The following is a 4432-nucleotide window of genomic DNA, read 5'->3' on the forward strand; positions in this document are numbered from 1 at the left end:
GCTCATGGACACACGCATGCACAGCGTCATGAACGGTATCGTGAGCAGTGACGGGGAATACCAGGCGATTCTCCGAAGGTCGGACATATACTCCGGCGAACTGGACAGGATGGACTTGTCAAAAGAAATCCGGCTGCTGATTGACCGGTATGTCAGCGAGCAGAACGCGCTGGGCTCCCGATTTGGGATGCTCGCCTACCTGCTTGGCTTTTCCGACTGCAAGGCCATGTTTTTAGGGAAATGCCTGCCAACAGAAGCCCCGCTCGTCATCCGGCGTGACCGTTATCTTCTTGAAATAAACGGGGGAACCGGCATCATCCAGTCCCCCTCCCGCATCGGGGCTTAGGTTTAGGAGCCACTCGAATCGGTCTTCGTAAACCCTCACCCCTGACACATATTTATCCATCTGTTCTTCTGAAAATTCCCCGTCCTCCGGTATGGTGAACTGCCCCATGAGCCTTTGCAGGTTTTCCAGCTTGCCGCTCACGTCCGCCTCCGTGGCGGGCTCCACGTCACCGTACTGCGCCATCCGCTGCTCCAGTTCCGCAATCTTCTCCCCCACCTCCTGCTGCTTGCGGCTGAATACTTCCTTCGGTATCTCGTTGTTCATCCTCATATCGAGCAGCGTCTCATATCTGCCCCGCTCCTTTTTGAGCTGTTCTTCTATGATTTCCTTGTCACGCAGCACTTCCGACTGCTCCACCCCGGCGATGCCGCACCCCAGCACCGCCGCCGCGTCCAGGAGCGTCCCCTCCGGGTCATCGAACACGGCGTGGAGGACTTTCTGCGCCATCGTGTACATCTTCCAGTCCTGCACCAGCGGCGAGCGGCAGACGTTCTCAATGCCCAGGCCGTTTTTCAGCCTTGCCGCTATGGTCCCCGTCCGGGTCTGGTCGTAGCATTTATAGGTGTAGGTGATGAAGTCCGTCTTGGTATGCCACTTGGTCTTTGCGAAGGCGTGTCCGCACTGGCACCGCATCTTCCTGCGCCAGAGGTCGTCCGAATGGACGCCCCTGTTCTTCCGGCGCTGCCCCATCTGCGCGTCCTTTTCCGCCATCATCTTCTGCACCCGCCCGAATTCCTCTTTGGTGACGATGGGCTGGTGCTTCCCCTCCACGATGACGCGCTCCAGTTCCCCCTTGTTCTTCGCCCTTTTCTGTTCCAGGTAGTCCGGCACATATTCCTTCCGGTATTCCAGTTCGCCGCAGTAAAGTCGGTTCTTTAAGATGTGGCCGACGGTGGCGTAATGCCACATCGTCTTCCCCATCGCCGTGCGGCGGCCTTCCTTTTCAAGCTGTTTCATTATTTTATGGTAGCCGTTGCCCGCAAGGTACAGGTCGAATATCCTCCTGACCGTTTCCGCCTGTTCCTCATTGATGATCTGCGGGTTCCACTCCGCATCCACCGGCACGCCTTTCCCGTACTTTAAATCAATGGCGGTCAGAACTTTGTCAGCCACGATAAGCAAATCCCCGGTGCCTAATCCCTCCGGCACATAGGCGGAGTAGTCCTGCCGCTGCTCAATCAGGACAACAGGGTCGCTGCATTCCTGCCTTGCCAGCTCCACCTGCTCCATCGCAAAGGCCACATACCCGTCCGTGCATTCCTCCATCTCGTCACAGTGGTAATCCGACACCGGGCGCTTGGAGCGCCGCTTCAATGCCTTTTTCAGCTTATGCTCCGCAAGGGCGTGGGCGGCGGTGCCTTCCTCGGCATAGACGCTGCCGCCAGGCTCCTCCTGAAACTGTTCTTCCAATCGCGCGGACGGCGTGCAGGAGAGCCACCGCTTTGAGGAAGATGCGGAAAGCAATGCATGTTTCCCCATCACAGCACCTGCGCTTCCTGCATCAGTGCCGGGTAGTCCTCCGGCTTCACCGCCGAGAGCTTCACCGCGCCGTACTTCTGCAAAAGTTCCTTGATCTCCTTCGATTTCCCCTCCTGGGTCTTCTGTGCCATCAGCGCACGGATGCCCTCCAGCGTGGCAGGGGATTCCTGCTGTACTTCTGCCGCAGATTCCGGCTGTGCCTGTTTCTGCGCTTTCACCGTTTTTTCTTTCGTGCCGCCCCCTCCGCTTTGGCAAGTCCCCGCAGACCTTCCGCCACGATGGAGAACCCTTCCGCGATCTTCATTAATTCACTTCCCATTTACATTCCCTCCGTTTCCTTAAAAATGATCTCTTTTCCCTGCGCCGTGGCGGATGCGATCTCCGCCGCCATCCCTTCGGTGACTTCCCCGAACACCCACACCTCGTCACAGAGTGAGAGCAGCTCCATCCCCATAGAGATGCCGAGCCGCCTCTCTTCCTCTATCCCCTCGTTCAAAAACTGCGGGAATAAAAGGTGCGGTGCGATGGGAAGATGCCCTTCCTCACACGCCATGCGGCTGTAGGCCGCCGCCTTCCTTGCATTCCCTTCCATGTCGCTACGGAAAGGGCTGCAGATAAAAACCTTCTTACGCATCAGCGCCTCCATCCTTTCTTCATTTTCCTGTCGTGCGCCGCTTTCGCGGCTTCGTAGGCTTCCACTTCCTTCTCGATCTGCATCAGCTTGGCGGCGAGGCTTTTCGCAACAATGCTGATCGCCTGCAGGATGCCGATAAGCTCCTGTGATTTTTCCATAGGCTCCGTTCCCTCCTTTCCTGCCGTTTTGGAAGGCTCCGAAATATACCCTCCTACCTTTCGTAATGACACTTTTTGAAAATCTGGCAATGAAAAATGGAACTTTTTTGAAAACCGTTCGACAAACGTATCTTTTCCTGTCGAATATGGGGAGAATCACACATCAAATCCATGCTCCCGGAAAAAATGACGCAGTTTTTCTAACACCTTATCCTTGCGGAAAGCCAGTGTCCTCCTGCTCCCTCCAATCTGCTGTGAAAGTTCAGTGACCGGAATCTGCTCCCCGAACACCTTCATGGCAAGCTCCCGCTCTTCCGGCAGGAGGGAATCCATCGCATCCGCAAGCACTCAGAGCAGCAGCTTTTTCTCCACCAGCTCGTCCACCCCCGGCAGCTCCATGTCCGGGATACCTACTCCCTCCGAGGCATTATCCCGCCACGCCTCGTAGGATTCTTCCGTGTAGCCGTTCTGCTCCATCGCCTCCCGGTTCCGCTGCTCATGCTTTTTCTGCTGCCACCACGGGCGGTAATATTTTAGATATTCTTCTTCCGTAACTTCCAGTGTGGATTCTTCGTTTCCTGACTTGACTGTGATCTTCCTAAAAGACATAAAGCGTTCCTTCCTTTACGGCTTCGTAAAGTTAGGAACGCTTTAAAATATAGACGTGGGACTGGCTTTGAAAAAATGGCAGAGAATGGCCAGGGAAAGCTATCACTATACATACACTCTTAAAACAACTCACTAGCTTTACTCCGGCCATTCGTGACTCGGCGCAATGCGGTCCCACTCGCTCGGTACTTATTCAGTTTTGCGTACAATGGAATTTCCATTTTTTTCCATTGGTAGCATAAGTATGCCCATAAAAGGAACGCTTTAATCCGTAAAAGCAAAAACAGCAGGATATCCCCCCGCCGTTCTTTTTTTCTATGTATATTTTTTCTTCTCTTTTGGTTTCCAGTACACCCGTACCACTTCGCCGCGGTGCGGGCATTTCAGTTCCACTATGATCCTGAACCGCGTTATGCCGATATCAAAAATCCGCCTCCCGCACTCATGGTTCGGGCATTTAATTTTCTGGATGACGACCACCTCCTCTCCTAAAAATGCGGAGGCGCATATTGGTATCTCCCAATAAACGCCTCTCCTTACATGCCGCACTGCCGCTATTTCTCATTCGTAATAATCTAACTGGCGGAAGTTATTCGGAAAAAGGTAAAACTCCGTCCCCGATTTTCCATCTATCTGCTTCCACACAATGACCTTATAAGTCAGGGATGTATAGGTCTGCGTCCCGCCATCCTCATAAACCTTTCTGACTGGAATCAGTGACACGAAGGAATATTTGCACTTCACTCTCTTTCCAATCCTTCACGAACCCATTTTACATAAGCCCACTGACGTTTTGTACTATCAACCGTGTTCTTATCAACAGGTGTTCCGCATTCTTGATATACATAAAACTCATCAAAGGAACTTAGGTATTTATTTGCATAATATTTGCAGCCCTGCAAACCTGTGCCGTTTGCCTCTTCCTCTGTTATTTCTCCCATGCACTCCAAATCATCCGGAAGTTCAGATATTGGCATATCATATGCAATAAAATGTTGTTCTCTCATAATAAGTATCGGTGGCAAATCCCCAGAAACCACTTCTTCTTTATTTTTTAGAGTTGCTCCGCAACCAACCAAACCTAATGCACATACTAAGGTTAAAACTAATGCAACTAATTTTTTCATAAGGTGTTAGTCAGTAAATGGGTCGGTATGTCTTTTAAGTCCGTTTAATGGACCTTAAAAAGTGCTATGTTATTCCCAT

The 4432-nt window shown here is 52.3% G+C and carries 9 protein-coding genes; 1 reads left to right on the forward strand and 8 read right to left on the reverse strand.

Annotated features, from left to right (window positions below):
* A partial coding sequence (locus tag NFS35_RS28525; RefSeq protein ID WP_251210334.1) for a hypothetical protein occupies window positions 1-346 on the forward strand: 346 nt, incomplete at its 5' end.
* On the opposite strand, the gene NFS35_RS28530 is transcribed toward NFS35_RS28525, so the two are convergent.
* The 8 genes from NFS35_RS28530 to NFS35_RS28565 form a co-directional block, all read right to left on the reverse strand.
* On the reverse strand, window positions 233-1825 hold the full coding sequence (locus NFS35_RS28530; protein ID WP_330640537.1) for a DUF2800 domain-containing protein: 1593 nt from the start codon (window positions 1823-1825) through the stop codon (window positions 233-235). The genes NFS35_RS28525 and NFS35_RS28530 overlap by 114 nt on opposite strands.
* A complete protein-coding gene (locus tag NFS35_RS28535) occupies window positions 1825-2043 on the reverse strand; it encodes a hypothetical protein (RefSeq protein WP_251210335.1) in 219 nt (72 codons plus the stop codon). Before NFS35_RS28535 ends, NFS35_RS28530 begins: the two co-directional genes overlap by 1 nt.
* 101 nt (window positions 2044-2144) lie before the next feature.
* A complete protein-coding gene (locus tag NFS35_RS28540; protein WP_251210336.1) occupies window positions 2145-2459 on the reverse strand; it encodes a DUF7768 domain-containing protein in 315 nt (104 codons plus the stop codon).
* Window positions 2459-2617: a hypothetical protein gene (locus NFS35_RS28545; RefSeq protein WP_016226768.1), complete on the reverse strand. Its 159-nt coding sequence runs from the start codon at window positions 2615-2617 to the stop codon at window positions 2459-2461. The genes NFS35_RS28540 and NFS35_RS28545 overlap by 1 nt, the downstream gene beginning before the upstream one ends.
* 156 nt (window positions 2618-2773) lie before the next feature.
* Window positions 2774-2965 carry a sigma-70 RNA polymerase sigma factor region 4 domain-containing protein gene (locus NFS35_RS28550; RefSeq protein WP_251210337.1) on the reverse strand — a complete coding sequence of 64 codons (192 nt, stop codon included), beginning with the start codon at window positions 2963-2965 and terminating at the stop codon, window positions 2774-2776.
* Entirely contained in the window at window positions 2966-3226 is a 261-nt protein-coding gene (locus NFS35_RS28555) for a hypothetical protein (protein WP_251210338.1), read from the reverse strand.
* A 561-nt stretch (window positions 3227-3787) separates the two neighbouring features.
* Window positions 3788-3970, reverse strand: coding sequence for a hypothetical protein (locus tag NFS35_RS28560; protein ID WP_251210339.1), 183 nt, complete (start codon window positions 3968-3970; stop codon window positions 3788-3790).
* On the reverse strand, window positions 3967-4353 hold the full coding sequence (locus tag NFS35_RS28565) for a hypothetical protein (protein WP_120436988.1): 387 nt from the start codon (window positions 4351-4353) through the stop codon (window positions 3967-3969). Before NFS35_RS28565 ends, NFS35_RS28560 begins: the two co-directional genes overlap by 4 nt.
* Window positions 4354-4432: the final 79 nt, after the last annotated feature.

Origin of the sequence: Acetatifactor aquisgranensis, assembly GCF_943193215.1 — a bacterium.
Lineage (GTDB): Bacteria > Bacillota > Clostridia > Lachnospirales > Lachnospiraceae > Acetatifactor > Acetatifactor aquisgranensis.

Excerpts from the sequence above, each read along its gene's own strand:
- NFS35_RS28555 (WP_251210338.1), bottom strand. The coding sequence starts at position 3,226 with ATGTCTTTTAGGAAGATCACAGTCAAGTCAGGAAACGAAGAATCCACA.
- NFS35_RS28545 (WP_016226768.1), bottom strand. The coding sequence starts at position 2,617 with ATGGAAAAATCACAGGAGCTTATCGGCATCCTGCAGGCGATCAGCATT.
- NFS35_RS28540 (WP_251210336.1), bottom strand. The coding sequence starts at position 2,459 with ATGCGTAAGAAGGTTTTTATCTGCAGCCCTTTCCGTAGCGACATGGAA.
- NFS35_RS28565 (WP_120436988.1), bottom strand. The coding sequence starts at position 4,353 with ATGAAAAAATTAGTTGCATTAGTTTTAACCTTAGTATGTGCATTAGGT.
- NFS35_RS28530 (WP_330640537.1), bottom strand. The coding sequence starts at position 1,825 with ATGGGGAAACATGCATTGCTTTCCGCATCTTCCTCAAAGCGGTGGCTC.